Here is a 19,524-nt window from a genome sequence, read left to right on the forward strand (position 1 = left end):
GATGTGGGCGGGGCAGGAAAAATGAAAGCAGGTGTCTGGATCGGGAGTCTATGGGCACTGTTATTGGCCACTTGCCCTCTGGCGGCTCCTGCCCCCTCGCTCAACATGGTCTATTTCAATGATTTTGCTCCCTACTCCTGGCGTGACGAGCAGGGCAAGATGCGGGGCATCATGGTGGATGTGATGGACAGGGTCGCGGCCGAACTCGGTATCCGCGTCACTCATCAGGGGTATCCCTGGCTGCGGGCCCAGAAACTGGTGCGCTCCGGCCAGGCCGATGGCTTTGTCACAGTGCCGACCCAGGAGCGGCGGGGCTATACCCAGGTGGTGGAGGAGCCGGTCGCCGTATCTACCCTGACCCTGTTCACCCAGGCGGGCCACCCCCAGCTGGCGCGACTCAATCAGGCTCGCGCCCTGGTGGATCTCAAGGCGTTCACCATCCTCGACTACATAGGCAATGGCTGGGGCAAGGAGAATCTGGTGGGATTCAAGGTCCATCTGACCATGAATGTGGACAACGTCTTCAAGATGCTCTCGGCCGGCCGGGGGGACTTGATGATCACGGATCCCATCGTGGCCAACTTCAAGCTCCGCCAACTGGGGCTGACGGGACACATCATAGAGGTGCCGCTTCAGCTGGGGTTGACCCCGCTCACCCTCTGCCTCGCCCATACCTCTCCCTTTCACCGCCGGGCGGCCGAGTTCTCCCGCGTCCTGGTCAGGCTGCGCCAGAGCGGCGAGCTGGCCCGCATCGAGGCGCGTTATCGTTGAGGCGGTTGCGCCATGGCGCCGGATAACGGCTTGTTAAAACAAGGAGGGCGGCCAGGGCCGCCCTCCTTGTATCTGCGTCAGCGCGCCATCAGCAAGGGCGCCGGGGACGGGTTCAGGTAGTGCACATGGGAGAGGGCGGGTTGCAGCTCCCGAGGTGCTTGCTCCCGCGCCAGCGTCTCGGCCAGCCAGTGGGCATCGAGGGGAATGGCGTTGCGATCGTCGACCACCTGGTTGAGGTGCTGGGCCCCGAGGCAGCCGTAGCGCGCGGGATCTGTCTGGGTAAAGAGACCCAGACAAGGCACGCCGCTGGCGGCGGCCAGATGGAGCGGGCCCGTGTCGCAGCTGACGAAGAGGGCGAGGCCGCTGGCGAAGCGGGCCAATTCGCTCAAGTTGCCCAGGGAGACCTGCATGTCGCCCAGCAAGGGCAGGGGATCGGCCGGATCATTGAACTGGATCAGCAGGGCATCCGGGCGCTGGCGGCGCAGATCCCCGAGCAGCTGCTGCCATTGGGGAAGGGAGAGCCCCTTGCCCTTGCGGGCGCCGGTGAAAAAGCCGATGAGGGATCGGCCGGGATGGGTCTGTGCCAACGCCGTCAGGTGTGGGCAGGCGGTGCGCAACACGCTGCCCAGTTCAATCTGATCGGCCAGGCTGGCGTGCATGCCGAGCAGTTGCAGCGGCTGGTGGGCATAGTGGCAGTGGTCGTTGGCGGCGAGCGGCCGATCGAACAGTGCATCGCCTTTTGCCTCTGCAAAGCCCAGCTTCTCGCAGGCCTTCACCCAGGCGGCGATCAGGTGATCCGTACTGGAGGCGAACGGCACATAGACCTTGTCATACTGCCGGCGACGCAGGCGCCACAGCACAGGCAGGGCCGCGAGCAGGCGCTTGCCCTGCAATCTGACCTGATGAAGCTGGTGCAGCTGCAGATCGGCCAGAAAGGGGAGCAGCTGGCCGCCGCTGCACACCAGCTCTATCTCGGCATTGGGGTGGGCGCTGCGTACCTTTTGCAAAAAGGGCAGCAGGAACAGATTGTTGCCGATGCGGTTCGTGCTGCGGATGATGAGGATCCGTCGGGCTGGCTGGCTTGAGGCCGGCAGCCTGCTTCGTCTGGCAAGCCAGGCGAGGGCTGCCCGCTCCAGCCCGGCTGTCCAGCAACGGCGCTGGCCGTCGAAGCGACGCAGGGCATCTCTGATGGTGCTCATGATGAGTGGCTCTGTTGATGACAATGACATCAAGGTGACACGGCAAGTCTTAAGAAAGCGTTAAGAGGAGAGAAAAAAGCGGTCGTCACCCCTTTTTTTGTAAGAATTTTCTGCGGCGTCACAGTTTGGAGGCGGCTGGGTGCATCCGGGAGGCCATTTTTTTGATGAAAAACGCCAGCATGACGGCGGGCGGCGGGCAGAACACAGTTTCTGCGTGATCCGCTTGCCTGCGCGCTGGCATTGAGTGAGGGTGACTCGCTAGAATTGCGCATTTTAAATAAACCTTATCCGTTGGAAACCGCATGCAGTTCAGGGATTTCTTTCCGGTATCGACCAATACCAGTGTCAAAGAGAGTTGTTATGGCGCCCTCGGCGCCTTCGCCGGGCTGTTCGGTACCGCCTTCGTGTGCCAGTGGGGGCTGGGGCTCAATGTTCACTGGCTGATCGCGCCCATGGGGGCCTCCGCCGTGCTGCTGTTTGCCGCGCCCGCCAGCCCACTGGCCCAGCCCTGGTCCATCCTGGTGGGCAACGGGGTATCGGCGCTGATGGGGGTGCTCAGTGCCCAGCTGATCCCGGACATGGCGTTGGCCTCTGCCGCAGCCGTGATGCTGGCCATCGCGGCCATGTTTCTCACCCGCAGCCTGCATCCGCCCGGGGGCGCCGTGGCCTTGACCGCCGTCATCGGCGGCGAGGGGATCCGCCAGCTGGGAGTGGGCTACGTCTTGCTGCCGGTGCTGCTCAATTCGTTGTTGTTGCTGATGCTGGCGCTCTTTTACAACCGGCTGCTTGGGCGCCGTTACCCCAATAGCGGCAAGGCTCAGCCCAATCGTCACCAGACCGCCGATCCCCAGCCGAGCGAGCGCATCGCAACCCAGGCCACGGCGATCGATCTTGCCCTGGAGCAGCACGGTGAGCTGCTCGACATCAGTCGCCAGGATCTGCAGGCCTTGCTGCAGGAGGCCCAGCTGCACGCCCTGCGTGCCAGGGTGGGTACGGTGCGAGTACAGGATGTGATGTCGCGGGATCTGATCCTGATCGGGCCAGATCAGCCGGCCATGGCGGCGTGGCGGCTGCTCTCCCACCATCAGATCAAGGCGCTGCCGGTGGTGGATGAGGCGGGGCACCTCGCCGGCATCATCACGCTGCACGACTTGATGATCGATCGGGTGTTGCAACAACCGCGGGGCGCCGTGGCTCTGGCAGCACTGCGGGTCGCGGATCTGATGACCCGCGACGTGTCGACGGCCCGCCGCTACCAGCCCCTCTACGATCTGGTGGCCGCCTTCTCCGATGGCGGCTTGCACCACATGCCGGTGGTGGACGGGGAGCAGCTGGTCGGCATGCTGACCCAGTCGGACATGGTGGCGGCCCTGTTCACCCTGGCCCTGCAGCCCGCACTGGCCGAAGCTGACCAGGGAGCCGGCGACTAACGAAGAAGGCCCCTCGCGGGGCCTTTTGATGGGGGCAGATGCGTGGGCTCAGGGCGCCAGATAGACAGTCTCGCCCTGAAACACCGTCTGCTCGATTCGGGTATCGGCGATCTGCTCCGGGGTGCCAGCCTCGACCAGGGCGAACAGATCCCTGTCCAGCACGATGAAGTCGGCCGACTTGCCCGCCTCGATGGAGCCGGTGATCTCCCCCTGACGTACCGCCCTGGCACCATTGATGGTGTAGGCGGCCACTATTTCGGCGAGCGAGGTACGCTGGTTGGCGCGAAAATCCTCACCGATTCCCGCCGCTTTGGCGATGCCGGCCGCCATGTTGACGAAGGGGCGGGGATCCCGGCTGTCCACGGGGGCATCGCTGCCCGCCACCAGGATGGCCCCCGCCTTGCGCGCACTTTCCACCGGATAGAGCGCATCGTGCAGATAACCCAGGGGGTCATACAGCGCCTCGCGCAAGGATTGTCCCGCGCGGGTGGGCTGGATGAAGGGGGTCACCAGCATGTCGTAGGCGAGCTGGGGCGTGGTCCAGGCGTAAGTGAAGGTGAGGTAGAGACCGAGCTCTCCCAGCCTTTTCTGATCGTCGGGGTGCACCACCTGCAGGTGAGCCAGGGTATGGGGGATCCCCTTGTCACCGTTGCTGGCGCGGGCGGCTTGCAGCGCATCCAGCGCCATCCGGGTGCTGCGATCGCCGATGCTGTGCATGTGAATGCTGAAACCGGCCCGATCGAGGGCGGTGACATAGTTTTTCAGGTCGGCGTCCCGGTAGTTGACTATGCCGTTGCTGCCCGCATCCTCGCTATCGGCCGTGATGGTCACCTGCTCGGTGGCGAGATCCATGGCCAGGTGCGGGTTCTGGTAGTTTTCCAGCATGCCCGCATTGGGCAGGAAGGGCGGGGCGGTAAAGGGATCCCCTTCCAGTACGCCATCGAGGAAGATCTTGACCGCATCGGCCTTGATCAGGGGATTGTCGGCAAAGGCGCTTCTGACCTGGCTGGCCTTGGCCAGATGGCCGGCTATGTCCAGTTTGCCGCTGTAGTCATCCTGGTGAAAGCAGGTGGCTGCCGTGATGCGCATGTGCAGCAGCCCAAGCGACTGCATCTTGAGCAGCCGCTGACGGATGAAGTCGGTGGCGCAGGCATCCTGGATCCCCGTGATGCCACGGGAGGCCATCAGGGTAGAGATGGCGGGCAGGATCTTGTCGTACTGGCTGGCGGCCTGCTCATCGCTGGCGCTGAGCACCCCGGTGTCGGGTACAGGTATGGCGCTGCGGGCACCCTCCCGGATCACCCCGCTGGTCAGATCCACGTAGGGAATAAAGGCCTCGAACACCCCGCCCGGTGCCAGGGTCACACTGTTGAAACCCACGGTATTGCCATCTTTATCCTGCGCGCTGGCCAGCGCCTGCGAGTTGTAGGCGCTGGCGTGTCCATCAGCCCCGAGCAGCACCACAGGGTTGTCCGGTGCCATGGCGTCCAGGGTGGCCAGCAGGGTAGCGTAGTTCACCGTCGGGGTATTGCCGTCGTAGGGGGACCACTGATTGACCGCCAGCCACTCCCCCTTGGTGGGGGCGTAGCGAGGCAGACAGGTGCGGATCTTGTCGGCCAGCTGATCCAGCGTGACGCTCTGACCATCCAGATCGCACATATCCAGCGCCACAGTGCCGAGCAGGTGAATGTGGTTGTCATGCAGGCCGGGCAGCACCATGCGGCCCTTCAGATCCACGATCTTGCCATCCTTGCCCTGATAGGCCTCGGCCCCCTGGCGTGAGCCCACGTAGAGGAACTTGCCATCGGCGACCACCATGGCGTCGGCAACCCTGCGTTGTCCGTCCTGAGTGTGAATTGTGCCGTTGAGGTAGAGGGTCCGCTGCGCCTCTGGTCCCGTGCTCTCCTGATTGCAGCCGGTCAGCACGCCGGCCACCAGCAGCAGTGCGGCGCTTGTTGTCAACCTAAAACCTGATTGCTTGCCATCCATATGCCATTGCTCTCCCTGGTTATAATGCAGTCTTTACTGCAAATATGAGCACTCTTGTTTATTGCAGCTGTTGGGATAAAAGCCAGCAATTACTGAAAATATTCTTTTTGACTTATATTTTCCTTGTTTCATCATGTAGTTATAAAACCATGCCGCGACCAAGGTGAGGGAGAACCCATGTCAGAACAGCCGTTGCCCGCCGATCTCTGCATGCGGCGCCAACCCAGACAGCAGCGCAGCCAGGAGACGGTCACCCGGATCGAGCAGGCCACCCTGGCCCTGTTGCAGGAGCAGGGCTTTCCAGCGCTCAACACCAACGCCATCGCCACCCGGGCCGGGGTCGGCATCAAGTCGCTCTATCACCTGTTTCCCAACAAGGAGGCCATCATCTGTCGGCTGGCCATGGACTGGCTGGCGGCGGTGTGCGCGGCACAGGAGGCGATCCGCACCCAGGAGTGCGGCTTGCAGGAGACGCTGTTGCTGCTGGATCAGGCGCTGGACGCGCTGGATGCCCGTTTCGTCGGCTATGGGGCGCTGTGGCAGGCGATGGATCTCATTCCGGCACTGCACGAGGTGGAGCGGGTGCATGAGCGAGGCCAGATTGCCTTCTGGTCGGAGCGACTGCGTCATTTCGGCTGCCGTTGGCCCGAGCCCGCGTTGACGGCGCTGGTGCGTTATTTCTACCGGACGGCGGATGTGGTCAAGCAGAGTGCCAAGGAGCAGGGGTCAGAAGGCCAGCGGATGTGGCAGTTGCATCAACAGTGGCTGGTGCAACTGCTGGCGGCGGCCATTGCCGAGCCCGACCCCGAGCGGGTGTGGCAGGCGGTGCCCAGGCTGCTGACGGATACCGCGAGCTGAGAGGGGGTCGAGAGACGGATGTGAAGAGGGAGTGCCAGGCACTCCCTCTGTCATTTGCGACCTTGTGGCAGTCTCAGCCGTAGCGGGCCAGGGTCAGCCCCTCATCGCTGATGGTGGGCGTGTTGCCGCTGATGAGATCCGCCAGCAGCTGGCCCGAGCCTGCCGCCATGGTCCAGCCCAGGGTGCCGTGGCCTGTGTTGAGCCAGAGCCCAGGCACAGGGCTTGGGCCCACCAGCGGGGTGCCGTCCGGCGTCATGGGCCGCAGCCCGGTCCAGAACTCGGCCTGCTGTATGTCGCCCCCCTCGGGGAAGAGATCCCCCACCACCATGGCCAGGGTGTCGTAGCGTTTCGGGTTGAGCGCCAGGTTGAAACCCGACAGCTCCGCCATGCCGCCGACCCGGATCCGCTCATCGAAGCGGGTGATGGCCACCTTGTAGGTTTCATCCAGTACAGTACTGCGGGGCGCTGCATCACGGTTGGTCATCGGCAGGGTGAGGGAGTAGCCCTTGACCGGGTAGACAGGCAGATCGAGCCCAAGCGGGCGCAGCAAGCCGGTGGCATAGCTGCCCAGCGCACAGACGATGGCATCGGCCTTGAAACGCTGCTCACCGGCCCGCACCGCGACGGCGCGCCCCTGAGCCAGTTCAATCTCGTCGATGGCGCAGTTGAAGACAAATTCCACCCCGAGTTTTTGTGCCTCGGCGGCCAGTGCCTTGGTGAAGCGGAAGCAGTCGCCGGTTTCATCACCCGGCAGGCGCAGGCCACCCACTATCTTGCCACGTACCCGTGCCAGCGCCGGCTCCACCCCCTCGCAACCGTTGGCATCCAGCGACTGGTAGGGCACGCCGTACTCTTCCAGCACCTCGATATCCCGTTTGCTGGCATCGAGCTGGGCCTGGCTGCGAAACAGCTGCAGGGTGCCGAGCTGGCGCCCCTCGTAATCCAGCGCCAGCTCATCGCGCAGCCCCTTCATGCAGTCGCGGCTGTATTCGGCAAGGCGCACCATGCGCCCCTTGTTGATGGCATAGGCAGCCGGGGTGCAGTTGGCGAACATCTTCAGCATCCAGCGCAGCTGGAACGGGTCCGAGGTCGGGCGCACCGTGAAGGGGGCGTGTTTTTGCAGCAGCCACTTGGCGGCCTTGAGGGGAATGCCGGGCGCCGCCCAGGGGGAGGCATAACCAGGGGAGATCTGACCGGCGTTGGCATGGCTGGTCTCCAGCGCCACCCCATCCCGTCGCTCCAGCAGGGTCACCTGATGACCAGCCTTGGCCAGATACCAGGCGCTGGCTACGCCAATCACGCCACCACCCAACACCACTATCTTCATCACTCCATCCTTGTCGTCATGCAGGCGCCACCGGCAGATCCTGCTGTTGTTATGAGGGCCTGCCAGCTCCCGTCGCTGCGATTGTTGCTCGCGGACAACGAGGGGGGCCCAGCGCACAGGCCACACGTTATCACCGGCAGCGTGATCGGCAAATCCACCCGTTTGAAAATGTGATTTATCACTACATTAACATTTATAGTCAGATGATAATGACGATTAATCACAATAATGTGATGTTTATGACTGCAGCGAGATGCGTTGATGGGCGCCTGGGGCTGGCTGGCGCCGCATTCACCCCATGATCGTCTGCATGGCCAAGGTAAGGGGATTGTTAAATTTGTGCGCCCGATCGCAACGGCGATGCATGCCGCTTGTCGCCCCCAGCCGCCCCTGCCTAGAGTGGACTGCGCATCGCATGGTGCATGCGCGTTTCACAGGCTCGCTCGTGTTAGACCACCACAGGAAAGGATGTGATGACCCGAACTGCTGACGCCCCATCCGGCTGGCCCACCGCCAGTCACCAAACACTGCCCTGGTATCTGCAAGATATAGTGCTGGTGTGCGACTTCCCTCGCCGCTGATCTCCCTGCGTTAACCCCACTTGTTTTCATTTCATATTGGTGACTGTCGCCAGGCGTTCGCGCGGCTGGTGCAAGGAGAAGATCATGCGTCGTATACCCGAACCGTTTCGTATCAAGATGGTCGAGCCCATCAAGCAGACCACAGGCGCCGAGCGCCGCACCGCCCTCGAGGCCGCAGGCTGGAACCCCTTCCTGCTGTTGGCCGAGGATGTCTATATCGACCTGCTGACCGACAGCGGCACGGGTGCCATGTCGGATCGCCAGTGGGCCGGCATCATGATGGGGGATGAGGCCTATGCGGGCAGCCGCAACTTCGTCGAACTGGAGCGCACAGTGCGCGAGTTGTTTGGCTACCAGCATGTGATGCCGACCCACCAGGGGCGCGGGGCCGAGCAGATCCTCTTCCCCGAGCTGGTCAAGCGCTGCCAGGGCAAGGCGCCGGTCTTTATCTCCAACTACCACTTCGACACCACCAAGGCCCATGTGGAGTTGGCCGGGGCGCGGGCCATCAACCTGCTCACCCCCAGGGCCCTCGACACCATGGCCCCTTATGCCTGGAAGGGGGATTTCGATCTGGGCCGTTTGGCTGACACCATAGAGACAGTGGGGGCCGACAACGTGGCCGCTGTCATCATCACTGTCACCTGCAACAGCGCCGGCGGCCAGCCGGTCTCCATGGGTAACATGCAGGCGGTCTCGGCACTGGCCCGCCGCCACCATATTCCGGTGGTGATAGATGCCGCCCGCTTTGCCGAGAACGCCTGGTTTATCAAGGAACGTGACCCCGTTTATGCCAACAGCAGCATCCAGGAGATAGTGCGCCAGATGTTTGCGCTGGGGGATATGTTCACCATGTCGGCCAAGAAGGACGGGCTGGTCAATATCGGGGGGCTGTGCTGCTTCAAGGAGGATCTCGACCTGTTCCGTGCCGTGCAGGTGCGCTGCGTGGCGATGGAGGGGTTCGTCACCTATGGCGGCCTCGCCGGTCGCGACATGGCGGCGCTGGCCATAGGCCTGCGCGAGGGGATGGACGAGGAGTATCTGACCTATCGCATCGGTCAGGTGGCCTATCTGGGCGAGCGGCTGGCCGAGGCGGGCATCCCCATCCAGACGCCGACCGGTGGTCATGCTGTCTTTGTGGATGCCAAGAAGCTGCTGCCCCACATTCCGGGGGAGCAGTTCCCGGCCCATGCCCTGGCCTGCGCGCTCTATCTGGAAGGGGGCGTGCGCGGGGTGGAGATAGGCTCCTTGTTGCTGGGGCGCGATCCCGCCACCGGCAAGCAGGAGGCGGCGGACTTTGAGCTGTTGCGCCTCACCATTCCGCGCCGGGTCTACACCCGGGATCACATGGACTATGTGGCCGACTGCCTCATTGCCGTCAAGGCGCGGGCCGGCGAGATCCGCGGTCTCACCTTCGACTACGAGCCGCCGCTGCTGCGCCACTTCACCGCGCGGCTCAAGCCGGTCTGACCGGCTACCGGACTGCCGCTGCAGCCAAGTGGCCTGGTCACAACAAGATCCAATGACAAAGCCCCCGCACCATAGGTGCGGGGGCTTTTTAACGTGAGCGTCTGAAGCGGATTACTGGCTGCTGAACAGCTTGGTCTGGGGGCTGGACTGGGCGGTCAGGCTCATGCGGCCCGAGGTCTCCAGCCAGGACTTGATCCGCTTGGCATCCGCCACCCGTGAATTGGGGGTATCGGCATTGAGCAGCACCAGGATCACAGGCTCGCGGTTGATCTGGGTTGCCATCACCAGGCAGCGACCCGCCTCGCGAATGTAGCCTGTCTTGGAGAGGGTGACAGGCCAGCTGCCTTCACGCACCAGGCGGTTGGAGTTGAGGTAGTGCAACTGGCGCTTGCCGTTGCGCACCATGCGCTCCTCGGTGGACGAGTACTGGCGAATGAGTGGGTAGGCAGAAGCCGCCGCCACCAGCTTGGCCAGATCATGGGCGCTGGAGACATTGCGCGGGGTGAGGCCAGTGCTGTCTGCGAACTGGGTGCTCCACATGCCGAGCATGCGGGCCTTGGCATTCATCGCCTCGACAAAGGCGCGCTGGCCGCCCGGGTAATTTCTGGCCAGGGCGGAGGCGGCGCGGTTTTCCGACGACATCAGGGCTATGTGCAGCATGTCGGCCCGGCTCAGACGCGATCCTACCGCCAGCCGCGAGCCCGTGCCCTTGAGGCGATCCACGTCGGCCATGGTGACGGTCAGCGTCTCGGAGAGGCGCTGATTGGCATCGAGCACCACCAGCGCCGTCATCAGCTTGGTGATGGAGGCGATGGGCATCACCCGGTTGGCGTTGCGCTCGGACAACACCTCACCGGTGCGCGGATTGGCCACCACGAAGGCGGCCGAACTCAGGGCCAGATCGTTGCGTTGTTCCAGAAAGCTGTTGGGGGAGTGGGACTGGGCTGAAAACGGATTGGCCTGGGCGCTCTCCATGCTGACGGGAACGAGGAAGGCACCGAGCAACAGGGTAAGAAAAGGGCGAATAATCATGATTTGACGCTACCGTACGACTGACAGGGACATTTGGGTAAGTTATATGACGGTAATTGACGCTTCACAACGTCTAATGGCCTGATATTTCAATTTTATGGGATCTTGCGCCTTGAAATGCCCATGTTGACGGCCAAATGGCGACCCGATCCGGGAAATACCCAGCCATGAGCGAGTCTGATGGTCGTCAGCGTCACCCGTCATGGTGGCGCACTATATGCCTGTTATGGCCATGGGTTACCACTCTTTTTACGTCTTATTGCGCCTCCGGGGGCCTAACGGCCCGTTAATCCCCCTTGCCGTGGTGCAGGCGGCGCCCTCTGCGTTGAGAGATCCTGCATTTTCAGGCCTCTGTCGCCACTCGCATCAGCGCCGAGGGAGTGCGCTCGACAAAATAGTGCCAGACATGGTCATAGAGCGCCTGCTGGCCGGGGAAACTCACCACTCCCTTGGCCTCGGCCAGGGTGCACCAGCGATATTCGGTGTGCTCATCATTGAGGGTGACCACCTGATTGGGTGGGCAATAGACCACAAAGACGGGCACCATCATCACGGTATTGGTGGCCGCCTCGTAAAACTGTTCCAGATATTGGCCGTTATAGAGCTCGGTGACGGCGATGCCTGTCTCTTCGCCAAACTCGCGCATTATGGTCTGCCAGCCGGTTTCCCCCGCCTCGACCGTCCCCGCCACATGGCACCAGAAGCCGCCTTTGACCCGCTTCATCAGCAGTATTTTTATCTGGCCGTCGATTTCCGATAACGCCACACCGGAGACGGCGTGACAGCGAATGGGGATCATGTGTGCACCTTGTCGTTGCTGGCTAAGGGTCTGCATTATGGCGCAGAGAATAGACCATGAATATCCGTTATCGCCTGCCATTGGGCAGCGTGGATCGGCCGCCGGTATGGGCGGCCTCTGGATAGAAGATGGCGATCCGTCCGGCGAGGGGCCGCCGGGCCATCTGCCATGGCTCGTTATCCCCCCATGATGCGGGCGGTCTGAATGGCCTGGATCAGGGCGGCGCGGTTGATGCGGGGGCGCTCCTCGTCCAGCAGCCGTTGCCACAGCGCGATGGCCCGGGGGTAGCGTCCGTGCAGGAAGTGATCGGCGGCGAGCAGCATCAGGGCGCTCACTTCCCCCTTGTCCAGTGCCAGGGCTGCGTCGAGCAGGCGGCGCGCCTCCGGGGTGAGTTGCTGGCCCGCTTGGTAGTAGCGCACCGTAGCCTGGGCGGCCAGGGTGGCGGCGCTGGCGCCCCCTTCCAGCAGGGCCAGGCGCTGATAGGCGAGCCAGGCATCCTCGTATTCGTCCCGATACAGATACAACTGGCCGAGCTCGGCCCAGCCATCGAGATCCTGAGCGTTGCTTTGCAGCCGCTGATGCAGGGCGCCCAGCTCCTTGTCCTGCAGATCCCGGGGGCTCAATCCCGCCAGGGGATCGGGTCTATCCTGATACGCCTGCCATGCCTGATAGCGGCCTGTGCCGGCATAGACGCCGACGATCAGCGCCAGCAGCAGGGCGCCGAGCAGCAGCCAGGGCAGGGGGCGGCTTGCGGTATGCGAGCTGGCCACCCGGGCGTGCAAGGCCTGCTCGGTGGCCGGGGTGGCATTGGCGAGCCGGGCCAGTGCCAGCTCTCGGTAGAGGCGGCTGTGGGGGGCGAGTCCGGCCTGCTGCTCGGCCATGATGCGCCGGTTCAGCTCGGTCCTGGGATCCTGGGTGAGCGCCCCCTCGGCTCTGTCGCCGATAAGTGGCACCCGCGCCGGTTGCCGGCGCTGCAGACTGGCGCGCAGGCGAGCAAGCGCCAGCAACAAGAGCAGGGCTGGCCCTCCCCACAGCAGCGCCGTGCTGGCCTTGAGGGGGGGATCGTAGCGCACGAAGTCGCCAAAGCGGCTGGTCATGCGGGCGATCACCTGTTCGTCGCTCTGCCCCTCATCCACCCAGCGGTAGACCTCGAGCCGCAGATCCCGGGCTATGGGGGAGTTGGACTCCACCAGGTTCTGGTTCTGGCACTGGGGGCAGCGCAGGGCGCGGGCGAGATCCTGGGCGCGGCTCTGCAACTCGGGGTGCTGGAACTGATAGGTGTCGACGCCGCTGGCCAGGGCGCCTTGGCTCAGGGGTACGCCGAGTACCAGCAGGGCGCAGAGGATGATGAAGCCCTTCATGGTTTGCCCTCCTGGCGGGCGGCCTTGAGCTTTGGCACAAACTGGCGCTGCCAGATATCCGTGGTCAATAGACCCGTGTGGCGGGTGAGCAGGGTGCCATCGGCGGCAAACAGATAGGTCTCCGGCGTGCCGTAGACGCCGAGCTCCAGCGCCAACTTGCCGTCCAGATCCGCCAGCACGGCGCGATAGGGGTTGCCTGCCTCCTCAAGCCAGGCGCGGGCAGCATCGCCCTTGTCTCTGTAGTTGAGGCCATAAAGGGGCACTGTCTTGGCCAGCTCGGCGAGCAGCGGGTGCTCGGCGCGGCAGTTGGGGCACCAGCTGGCCCAGACGTTGAGCACGAAGGGCTCCCCCTTGAGCGCCTCGGTATGGATGGGGTCGCCGCCAAACAAACTCTCGCTTTGCCAGGCCGGCAAACTGCGGCCCAGGGTCGCCTCATCCTGACTGTAGGGGTTGTTGCCAAGGCCGAGCCAGAGCAGGACGCCGAGGCACAGGGTCAGCAGCAGCGGCATGAAGAGGCTCAGGCGGGCTCTCATGGTGCCTCCTTGGGGTGCAAGCCCGCGACTTGATGTGCAGCGGTCTGTGGTTGGGCTGCCAGCAACGGCTTGCGTCCCAGCAAACGCAGGGCGCCGCCCGCCATCATCAACAGGCCGCCGAGCCAGATCCAGCGCACCAGCGGCTTGTAGTGCAGGCGCATGGCATAGGCGTTCGGCCCCATCTTCTCGCCGAGCACCACGTAGAGATCGCCAAACAGTCCCCCCTTGATGCCGGGTTCGTTCATGTTCATGGTGCGCACGCTGTAGTGGCGCCGCTCCGGGGCGAGCCTGGCCACCTCCCGGCCATCCTTGTGCACGCTGACAGTGATGCGCTCGGCCGTGTAGTTGGGGCCGAGCAGCGGCTCGCTCCCCTCGTAACGAAATTCATGGGCGCCGAGCCGGTAGGGCGTATCCGGACTGAGCACTGTGCCCGCCTCCTGGCTATGGTGGCTCACCTGCGCTATGCCGAGGGCGCATACCGCCACCCCGAGGTGGGCCAGCAGGCTGCCGAGCCGGCTGGCACTCAGGTCGCGAGTCTTGAATGAGACATTGAGCAGCAGGCTCGCGATTAGCCAGAGGCTCACCATGTTGGCGATCAGGTTGCTCCAGCCGAGGGTTCCCTGCTCGCGATAACTGAGGCTGAGCAGGCCCCCCCCCAGCAGGCCGAGCAGGGGCGGCAGCAGCATCCGCAGGCGGGAAGATGCCATCAGCCCCTGCCAGCGCAGGCGCGGGATCTGGGTCATGAGTACCATCAGCACCAGCGCCAGCGGCACGAAAACAGCGTTGAAATAGGGGGCACCGACCGAGAGCGAGCCCAGGTGCAGCGACTGGAACACCATGGGGTAGAAGGTGCCGAGCAGCACGCAGGCGCAGGCCACCGACAGCAGCAGTATGGTGGCGCCCAGCAGCCCCTCTTTTGACAGTAAGCCGAAGCGGGCGTAGGGGGCGCGGGTATCGGCCCGCAGCGCGAACAGGGTGAGGGCGCAGGTCAATAGCAGACCGAGCAGCAGCAACAGAGTGAGACCGCGATTGGGATCCACCGCGAAGGCGTGCACCGAGGTGAGCACCCCGGAGCGCACCACAAAGGTGCCGAGCAGGCTCAGCGAGAAGGTGAAGGTGGAGAGCAGCAAGACGCCGTGGCCGTAGGCCCCACGCTTCTCGCAGACCACGAGGGCATGCAGCAGGGCTGTGCCGAGCAGCCAGGGCAACAGGGAGGCATTTTCCACCGGATCCCAGAACCACCAGCCACCCCAGCCGAGCTCGTAATAGGCCCACCAGGAGCCGAGTACGATACCGGCGGTGAGAAACACCCAGGAGCCCAGCGCCCAGGGGCGGCTCCAGTGAGCCACGGCGCCGTCCAGTCGGCCCGAGTGCAGCGCCGCCATGGCGAAGGCGAAGTTGACCGCAAAGCCGACGTAGCCGAGATAGAGCAGGGGCGGGTGTATGATGAGGCCGATATCCTGCAGCATGGGATTGAGATCGCGCCCCTCCAGTGGTCCCGGGAACTGGCGGTCAAACGGGCTGGAGAAGATCAGGGTATAGAGGCCGAACAGCCCGACGATCAGTCCCATGATGGCCAATACCCGGGTGCGGATCAGCGGATCGACCCGCTTGGAGCAAAGGACCACCATGGCGCCCCACAGCCCCAGCGCAAACACGAAGAAGAGCATGGAGCCCTCGTGGCCGCCCCACACGGCCGCCAGCTTGAAACCCATGGGCAGGGCGCTGTTGGCGTGCTGGGCCACATAGACCAAAGTGAAGTCATCGAGCCCAAAACAGCTGGCGAGCAGCCCCAGCGCCGCCCCGAGCAGGGCGGCATTGAGCAGTGCCAGCGGCTTGGCACAGCCCAGCAGCGCGGGCGATGCCAGCCTCAGGCCCAGCCAGGGCAGAGTGCCTTGCAGCAGGGCGAGCCCGGTCGCCAGCAACAGTGAGAGATAGCCGAGCTCAGCCAGCACACAACCTCCAGGATCAATCTTCGATGTCATTCATGTCATGGCACACACGCCGCGTCGTCCCCCGTTTCGGGGTGACTCGGCAGGCAGCGGGTGTGGCATCACCAGAAATTCATTGGGCCAGCAACAAACAAACGCCAGTCGCCCGAGGGCGGCTGGCGTTTGTGACCTGTTTCTTATACCACCGTCATCTGGCCGGCATAGAGCACGAAGTAGCGCAGCAGCAGTATCCCCACCAGGGTCAGGCTGCACACCAGCACCAGATAGCCGCTCTTTGCCCGCAGGGGCGCCGGGGCCCACAGGCCGACCAGCTGGGGCAGCAGCATGCCGACGCCCACTACCCCGAGCCAGAACACCTGGGCCCAGAAGCCGCTGCCGATGGCGGCCCACATGGCCACCTCCTTCTGGCCGCCACCAAAATAGAGACCGGTAAAGAAGCAGACCAGCAGCAGCACCTCCACCGCCAGCACCGGCCGCTCGAAGCGATGCACGAAGCTCACCCCCAGGCTGTGATGGTTCTCCTTGAACAGGGTGACCGCCAGCAAGATGGTGGAGGCGATGCCGGAGCTGATGCCGGAGACCAGAAACAGCACAGGCAGCACTGGGTTGTTCAGCAGCGGATAGGTCTTGAGCGCCGAGAGCAGAAAGCCGGTGTAGGCCCCCAGCAGCACGGCGAGCAGCAGCAAGAGCGTTGCCAGTATCCGCTCAAAGCGTGCCAGCAGGGCGATCAGCCCATCCACAAAGGCGAACCTCTCCTTGAACAGGTGCCCGCGCAGCCTCTCGATCTCGGTGCGAAATACCACCGCCAGCCAGGCAAACAGCACCGCCATATAGACCTGGAACAGCATGACCCCCATCGACATCACTGAGTCGAACTGGTAGTGGAACATCAGCTTCCAGAAGGTCCAGGGGCGGGCCAGGTGGAAGATAAGGATCAGTAACCCCAGAACCACGCTCACCGGCGCCAGAATGGCGGTCGCCTTGATGATGCCGCTCTCGCTGCCGGCCCCCTTGCGGCGCAGCAGCACCGAGAGGCTGGTGGCCCCGGCGGAGATGCCGAGCAGGAACAGGTAGATGGCGATCGGCCAGTCCCAGACAAGGGAAGGGAAGTGAAATGCGTCATGCCACATGGTCATTCCCTCCATCTGTTACGGCCGGGGTAGATGGTGATGGGGCAAATCCCCACACCAGCGAGGGGAAGTGAAACGCCTCTTGCATCGTCATGACTTTATCTCCCCTTTGGGCACGCGGTACATCTTGGGCGAGGTGCCGAGCGCCTGCTTGTAGCGATAGGTGGTCTCCTTCACCAACCGTTTGGCAATCGGGCTGTCGGGGTCATCCAGATTGCCGAACACCAGCGCCTTGGTGGGGCAGGAGACCACGCACGCCGGCTCCTTGCCCGCCGCCAGGTTGGTCTTGCGGCAAAAATCGCACTTGTCGGCAACCTTGGTCACAGGGTTGATGAAGCGCACCTGATAGGGGCAGGCGGCCAGACAGTACATGCAGCCGACGCACAAGTCCGGGTCCACGTCGACTATGCCATCCTCCTTGCGGATATGGGAGGCGCCGGTCGGGCAGACGTGCACGCAGGGTGCGTTGTCGCAGTGTTGGCAGGACTTGCGAAAGAAGTGGTACTCGGCATCGGGGAAGGTACCTATGGGGCCGGAGCGGATGATCTCGAGCCGCGAGACCCCTTCCGGCACCTGATTCACCTCCCGGCAGGCATCCATGCAGGCGGTACAGCCGATGCAGGCCGCCTCGTCGTGGATCATGCCGTAGCGGATCCCGTCTATGGTCTGGCTGTGGGCGAGGGTAGTGGCAAGGGAGCGGGTCGGCCCCGTCATAATGATGAGGGCCCCCGCGCTCATCCCCGCCATGAAGTGACGGCGAGAGCAGCTCATTGTGCCTCCTTGCCCGGGGTGGCGTTCGCCTTGGCCGCCTTGACGGCTTCATGCTGCTTGCTGTGGCAGTCGACGCAGAGCTTGATGCGGGACTTTTCCGGGATTTCCACCATGGGCTCCTTGGCCGAGTGCAGCTGGTGGCAGCTGGTGCAGGTGAGCTTGGTGGCGTGCACGTCGTGGGCCCAGAGCGCCTCGCGCAGGGGTTTGGGCTCGTGACAGCTCATGCAGACCCCGTTTTGCTCGGCGATGGGGTAGCTCTCTGTGCTCTGCTTGTTGTTGAAGCTGTCACTGAAGCGCATCACATCCTTGACCCCTTCCCTGTGCTGGGGAGAGGGCTGGCCGTGGCAGTTGGTGCAGGTGACCGGCGCCAGGTTGTTGGGGTTGGTTGCCTGGCCATGCTTGCCGTGCATGCCGTACGCCTGCTCCTTGTGGCAGTCGGTACAGGCCGCATCGGGATTGCGCAAAAACTCCACCTCGTGCGTGGCGGGGAGGGCCGCAGGCGCGCTCGCCGCATCGGCGGCCTGGCCCTGCAGGCTGGTGAGCAGCATGGCTGCCATCAGCATCAGTCGTAAGAAATCCATCGTTAAATCACCCATAGGAAGCCTCCATCCGATTGCGGGCCCGACTCGGCGGGCCCGCAAATCTCGTTACTGTGCGAGCCGTCCGGCCGCCTTGGCCTCGGCATCCCAGGCGGGGACTGTGGTCTTGAGGAACTGGACCTTGTCGCTATTCATCTGCTTCATGTCCATGCCAAGGGCGGCCTGGGCCTTCTCCTTGCTGGAGATGTCAGGAATGGCGATCTCGTGGCTGATCCCTTTGGCCGCCAGCAGGCGTGCCAGCTTGGTGCGGGCGTCTGCTGCCTTGTCCAGGGCGGTACCCAGCATGCGCAGCGCCACTTCCGGTGCGTGCATCTGCACCCCGTGGGAGGCGATGGAGAAGTCCCAGCGCCATTGGGCGTGACGGATGTCCTGCTGAATGTCCTTCATCTCGGCCTCGGTGGCGCCGGCATCCCAGGCCGCCTTGGCCTCGAAGTGGGCGTGCACCAGCTGCTTCTCGACTTTGAGCTTGATCTCGGTGACGGCATCCTTGCGCTGCTGGACTATGCCTTGCAGCATCTCCTTGCTCTGGGTGTGGCAGTTGCGGCAGGTCTGATCGAAGCGATCGAAGGGGTTGCCCACCTTGTGATCCGTGTAGACCTTGCCCTGCTCGTTCTGCACCTTGGGCATGTGGCAGTCGACGCAGGCGACGTTGTTCTGGCCGTGAATGCCGGCGCGCCAGGTCTCGTATTCCGGATGCTGGGCTTTGAGCATGGGGGTCTTGGAGAGGGCGTGCGTCCAGTCGGCGAAACCGATCTCGTCGTAGTACTCTTCCATCTGCTCAACAGTCGTGCCCTTGTCCCAGGGGAATTTCACCGCCTTGGTCGGACCGCTGAAGTAGTACTCCACGTGGCACTGGCCGCACACCTGGGACTGCTGATCGAAGCGCCCCTGCTCCTTGAACGGTTTGCCGATGGCGGTCATGGCGCGGTCGGCATAGGGACGGGAGAGGTGCAGGGCAGGTTTGCCCTCCTTGAACTCTTTCGAGGCGGTGTCGTGGCAGTCGGCGCAGCCTATGGTGTTGACTATCTCGGGTCCACCTTTTGCCCACATCCCCTTGAAGTAGCCATCCTCACCCTTCTCGTCGATGACGCGGGCCACGTCCGGGCCCTTGCAGCTCCAGCAGGCCATGGGCAGGGGGCCATCCTCGGCGGTCTTGGGTGCGCCGGTGCGCAGGGTTTCCCGCACGTCGGTCAGGGCGTAGAAGTGGCCGCGCGGCTTGTTGTAATCCTTGGAGAAGGGGTAGCCGGCCCAGAGCACCACCATCTGCGGATCGTCCGCCAGGGCGTCGGTGCGATCCTTGCTCTCGCTGGTGCCTTTCCAGCTGCTGAACTGATCGGCGTGATCCTTGGCGAACAGCTCGCTGCGCGCCTCTATCTTGCCCTTAGGCTGTGCCTCGTCGGCCGCCTGTGCCAAGCCGCTGGCGCCAAGGCAGGTGGTAAGCAACAGGGCGGCGAGGCCCAGTCTGGTCTGTCTGTTGTGTGAACTCACGATCATCACTCCCAAATCGATCTCATTGCCAGACCTGACCGTTCCATCCTGGATGTGGGCATCAGCCCCCGCACTAGGCAGGAGCAGGCAGGCCGATTAATTGTTATTAGTGAATAAAACCCATGTAATTATGCGATTGCTCGGGCTGGATATTACCAAATGGGTAAAATGAATGATGATTTATCGAGGTGGGGCTTGCGCTAGATCAATTGCCGGGGGAGGCAAGTGCCGGAA

Annotated in this window: 16 protein-coding genes; 4 read left to right on the plus strand and 12 right to left on the minus strand. The window is 63.6% G+C overall.

Annotation, left to right across the window (positions count from 1 at the left end):
- The first annotated feature begins 21 nt into the window (after nt 1-21).
- Nucleotides 22-771, plus strand: a complete 750-nt coding sequence (locus tag AACQ95_RS16685; RefSeq protein WP_445290539.1) for a substrate-binding periplasmic protein — start codon at nt 22-24, stop codon at nt 769-771.
- Between the two features lie 77 nt (nt 772-848).
- Here the strand turns inward: AACQ95_RS16685 and AACQ95_RS16690 are convergent, their stop codons facing one another.
- Nucleotides 849-1,970: a glycosyltransferase family 9 protein gene (locus AACQ95_RS16690; RefSeq protein ID WP_241279105.1), complete on the minus strand. Its 1,122-nt coding sequence runs from the start codon at nt 1,968-1,970 to the stop codon at nt 849-851.
- Nucleotides 1,971-2,272: 302 nt separating this feature from the next.
- Here AACQ95_RS16690 and AACQ95_RS16695 point away from each other — a divergent pair, with 302 nt between their 5' ends.
- A complete protein-coding gene (locus AACQ95_RS16695) occupies nt 2,273-3,400 on the plus strand; it encodes an HPP family protein (protein WP_241279106.1) in 1,128 nt (375 codons plus the stop codon).
- 48 nt (nt 3,401-3,448) lie between these two features.
- On the opposite strand, the gene AACQ95_RS16700 is transcribed toward AACQ95_RS16695, so the two are convergent.
- The gene (locus AACQ95_RS16700; RefSeq protein ID WP_241279107.1) at nt 3,449-5,389 is read right to left on the minus strand and encodes an amidohydrolase; all 1,941 of its coding nucleotides are present in this window, start codon (nt 5,387-5,389) and stop codon (nt 3,449-3,451) included.
- Nucleotides 5,390-5,566: 177 nt separating this feature from the next.
- Here AACQ95_RS16700 and AACQ95_RS16705 point away from each other — a divergent pair, with 177 nt between their 5' ends.
- Nucleotides 5,567-6,247, plus strand: coding sequence for a TetR/AcrR family transcriptional regulator (locus tag AACQ95_RS16705; RefSeq protein ID WP_241279108.1), 681 nt, complete (start codon nt 5,567-5,569; stop codon nt 6,245-6,247).
- Nucleotides 6,248-6,320: 73 nt separating this feature from the next.
- Here the strand turns inward: AACQ95_RS16705 and AACQ95_RS16710 are convergent, their stop codons facing one another.
- Nucleotides 6,321-7,574, minus strand: coding sequence for a D-amino acid dehydrogenase (locus AACQ95_RS16710; RefSeq protein WP_098983914.1), 1,254 nt, complete (start codon nt 7,572-7,574; stop codon nt 6,321-6,323).
- Nucleotides 7,575-8,239: 665 nt separating this feature from the next.
- Between AACQ95_RS16710 and AACQ95_RS16715 the strand changes: the two genes are divergently transcribed.
- Nucleotides 8,240-9,625 (plus strand): tryptophanase, encoded by a 1,386-nt coding sequence (locus AACQ95_RS16715; protein ID WP_241279109.1) that lies wholly within the window; start codon nt 8,240-8,242, stop codon nt 9,623-9,625.
- Between the two features lie 111 nt (nt 9,626-9,736).
- On the opposite strand, the gene pbpG is transcribed toward AACQ95_RS16715, so the two are convergent.
- From pbpG to nrfA, 9 genes are all read right to left on the minus strand, one after another.
- On the minus strand, nt 9,737-10,657 hold the full coding sequence (gene pbpG / locus AACQ95_RS16720; RefSeq protein WP_043138942.1) for a D-alanyl-D-alanine endopeptidase: 921 nt from the start codon (nt 10,655-10,657) through the stop codon (nt 9,737-9,739).
- A 343-nt stretch (nt 10,658-11,000) separates the two neighbouring features.
- Entirely contained in the window at nt 11,001-11,456 is a 456-nt protein-coding gene (locus AACQ95_RS16725; RefSeq protein WP_241279110.1) for an NUDIX hydrolase, read from the minus strand.
- 176 nt (nt 11,457-11,632) lie between these two features.
- The gene (gene nrfF, locus AACQ95_RS16730) at nt 11,633-12,817 is read right to left on the minus strand and encodes a heme lyase NrfEFG subunit NrfF (protein ID WP_241279111.1); all 1,185 of its coding nucleotides are present in this window, start codon (nt 12,815-12,817) and stop codon (nt 11,633-11,635) included.
- Complete coding sequence (locus AACQ95_RS16735) at nt 12,814-13,350, minus strand: DsbE family thiol:disulfide interchange protein (RefSeq protein WP_241279112.1); 537 nt, start codon at nt 13,348-13,350, stop codon at nt 12,814-12,816. Before AACQ95_RS16735 ends, nrfF begins: the two co-directional genes overlap by 4 nt.
- On the minus strand, nt 13,347-15,305 hold the full coding sequence (gene nrfE, locus AACQ95_RS16740; protein WP_241279113.1) for a heme lyase NrfEFG subunit NrfE: 1,959 nt from the start codon (nt 15,303-15,305) through the stop codon (nt 13,347-13,349). Before nrfE ends, AACQ95_RS16735 begins: the two co-directional genes overlap by 4 nt.
- 173 nt (nt 15,306-15,478) lie before the next feature.
- Nucleotides 15,479-16,432: a cytochrome c nitrite reductase subunit NrfD gene (gene nrfD / locus AACQ95_RS16745; RefSeq protein ID WP_241279114.1), complete on the minus strand. Its 954-nt coding sequence runs from the start codon at nt 16,430-16,432 to the stop codon at nt 15,479-15,481.
- A gap of 90 nt (nt 16,433-16,522) precedes the next feature.
- Entirely contained in the window at nt 16,523-17,203 is a 681-nt protein-coding gene (locus AACQ95_RS16750; RefSeq protein ID WP_241279115.1) for a 4Fe-4S dicluster domain-containing protein, read from the minus strand.
- On the minus strand, nt 17,200-17,799 hold the full coding sequence (gene nrfB / locus AACQ95_RS16755; protein ID WP_241279116.1) for a cytochrome c nitrite reductase pentaheme subunit: 600 nt from the start codon (nt 17,797-17,799) through the stop codon (nt 17,200-17,202). Before nrfB ends, AACQ95_RS16750 begins: the two co-directional genes overlap by 4 nt.
- A gap of 51 nt (nt 17,800-17,850) precedes the next feature.
- Complete coding sequence (gene nrfA / locus AACQ95_RS16760) at nt 17,851-19,296, minus strand: ammonia-forming nitrite reductase cytochrome c552 subunit (protein WP_241279117.1); 1,446 nt, start codon at nt 19,294-19,296, stop codon at nt 17,851-17,853.
- Nucleotides 19,297-19,524 lie beyond the last annotated feature (228 nt).

This window comes from Aeromonas sp. MR19 (assembly GCF_963899305.1).
GTDB lineage: Bacteria > Pseudomonadota > Gammaproteobacteria > Enterobacterales > Aeromonadaceae > Aeromonas > Aeromonas bestiarum.

Excerpts from the sequence above, each read along its gene's own strand:
- AACQ95_RS16685 (WP_445290539.1), top strand. The coding sequence starts at position 22 with ATGAAAGCAGGTGTCTGGATCGGGAGTCTATGGGCACTGTTATTGGCC.
- AACQ95_RS16690 (WP_241279105.1), bottom strand. The coding sequence starts at position 1,970 with ATGAGCACCATCAGAGATGCCCTGCGTCGCTTCGACGGCCAGCGCCGT.
- AACQ95_RS16695 (WP_241279106.1), top strand. The coding sequence starts at position 2,273 with ATGCAGTTCAGGGATTTCTTTCCGGTATCGACCAATACCAGTGTCAAA.
- AACQ95_RS16700 (WP_241279107.1), bottom strand. The coding sequence starts at position 5,389 with ATGGATGGCAAGCAATCAGGTTTTAGGTTGACAACAAGCGCCGCACTG.
- AACQ95_RS16705 (WP_241279108.1), top strand. The coding sequence starts at position 5,567 with ATGTCAGAACAGCCGTTGCCCGCCGATCTCTGCATGCGGCGCCAACCC.
- AACQ95_RS16710 (WP_098983914.1), bottom strand. The coding sequence starts at position 7,574 with ATGAAGATAGTGGTGTTGGGTGGTGGCGTGATTGGCGTAGCCAGCGCC.
- AACQ95_RS16715 (WP_241279109.1), top strand. The coding sequence starts at position 8,240 with ATGCGTCGTATACCCGAACCGTTTCGTATCAAGATGGTCGAGCCCATC.
- pbpG (WP_043138942.1), bottom strand. The coding sequence starts at position 10,657 with ATGATTATTCGCCCTTTTCTTACCCTGTTGCTCGGTGCCTTCCTCGTT.
- AACQ95_RS16725 (WP_241279110.1), bottom strand. The coding sequence starts at position 11,456 with ATGATCCCCATTCGCTGTCACGCCGTCTCCGGTGTGGCGTTATCGGAA.
- nrfF (WP_241279111.1), bottom strand. The coding sequence starts at position 12,817 with ATGAAGGGCTTCATCATCCTCTGCGCCCTGCTGGTACTCGGCGTACCC.
- AACQ95_RS16735 (WP_241279112.1), bottom strand. The coding sequence starts at position 13,350 with ATGAGAGCCCGCCTGAGCCTCTTCATGCCGCTGCTGCTGACCCTGTGC.
- nrfD (WP_241279114.1), bottom strand. The coding sequence starts at position 16,432 with ATGTGGCATGACGCATTTCACTTCCCTTCCCTTGTCTGGGACTGGCCG.
- AACQ95_RS16750 (WP_241279115.1), bottom strand. The coding sequence starts at position 17,203 with ATGAGCTGCTCTCGCCGTCACTTCATGGCGGGGATGAGCGCGGGGGCC.
- nrfB (WP_241279116.1), bottom strand. The coding sequence starts at position 17,799 with ATGGGTGATTTAACGATGGATTTCTTACGACTGATGCTGATGGCAGCC.
- nrfA (WP_241279117.1), bottom strand. The coding sequence starts at position 19,296 with ATGATCGTGAGTTCACACAACAGACAGACCAGACTGGGCCTCGCCGCC.